The organism is Planosporangium mesophilum, assembly GCF_016863255.1.
Classification (GTDB): Bacteria; Actinomycetota; Actinomycetes; order Mycobacteriales; family Micromonosporaceae; genus Planosporangium; species Planosporangium mesophilum.
In genome coordinates this window covers 1-1,205 of sequence record NZ_BOON01000098.1, presented here as the reverse complement: position 1 = coordinate 1,205, position 1,205 = coordinate 1, and the positions used below count along the sequence as shown (strand labels likewise).

The following is a 1,205-nucleotide window of genomic DNA, read 5'->3' as shown; positions in this document are numbered from 1 at the left end:
CGGTTGCGTGCCTGTTGATGGTCTCAAACTCGATCGGGGTGAGCCGGCCGAGGCGGCGTTGCCGTCGGCGACGGTGGTAGGTGCGTTCGATCCAGGTGACGATCGCCAGGCGCAGGTCTTCGCGGGTGCGCCAGCGTTGCCGGTCCAGGACGTTGTTCTGCAACAGGGCGAAGAACGATTCCATCGCGGCGTTGTCGCCGCACGCGCCGACCCGGCCCATCGGGCCGACCAAACCGTTGCGGTGTAACACTTTCACGAATTTCCGAGACCGGAATTGGCTGCCGCGGTCCGAGTGGACCACTGTGTCCGCTGGGTCCCGCAGCCGGATCGCGTTGCGCAGTGCGGACACGGCCAGGGACGCCTTCATCCGGGAGTCGATGGAGTAGCCGACGATCCGCCCGGAGTACACGTCCTTGATCGCGCAGAGGTAGAGCTTGCCCTCGGCGGTGGGGTGCTCGGTGATGTCGGTCAGCCACAGCCGGTTCGGGCCGTCGGCGGTGAACACCTTGCGCACGAGGTCGTCGTGCACCGGCGGGCCGGCCCGGCGAGTCAGGCCGCGTTTCTTGGCGAACACCGACCAGATGCGCTGCACCTTGCACAGCCGGGCCACCCGGTTGGGGCCGGCGACGATGCCGTGGGTGGTGAGTTCGTCGGCGATGAACCGGTAGCCGAACGCGGGGTCGTCGTGGTGGATGTCCAGCGCGGCGTTGATCAGGTGCGCGTCGTCCCAGTCGCGCTGTGACACCGGGTCTTTGCGCCAGGCGTAGAACGCCTGCGGAGAAAAGCCCAGGACCCGGCAGGTCACCGCGACGGGGATGCCGTCGGCGGCCAGGTCGCCGACCAGCGGGTACATCATTTTGGGGCGATCTCCTTGGCGAAGAACGCCGCCGCCCGGCGCAGGATCTCGTTCTCCTGTTCCAGCAGCTTGTTGCGTTTACGCAGCTCACGCAGCTCCGCGGACTCGGTGCTGGTGACGCCGGGACGGATCCCGTCGTCGACGTCGGCGATCTTCAGCCAGCGGTGCAGGCACGACTCGGAGATCCCGAAGTCCTTCGCGATCTGCGACAGCGGCGCCTCGCCCTTGCGGGCAACCGCGACCACGTCACGGCGGAACTCCGGCGGGAACGCTTTCGGCATGGCAGACATCCTTCCAGCGAGGAACGCATCCTCACAGGTCAGAAGTCAACCGAACCGGGGGCAGTCCC

1 protein-coding gene is annotated in these 1,205 nt (G+C 67.3%); it reads right to left on the bottom strand.

Annotation, left to right across the window (positions count from 1 at the left end; translation table 11 throughout):
• Window positions 1-1,137 (bottom strand): IS3 family transposase gene (locus Pme01_RS30690; RefSeq protein ID WP_239088568.1). Its coding sequence is split into 2 segments (ribosomal slippage), with 1,138 coding nucleotides annotated over them: window positions 1-864 and window positions 864-1,137; the frame shifts between segments, so codons are not numbered across the junction. This gene is flagged as partial in the annotation.
• Window positions 1,138-1,205 lie beyond the last annotated feature (68 nt).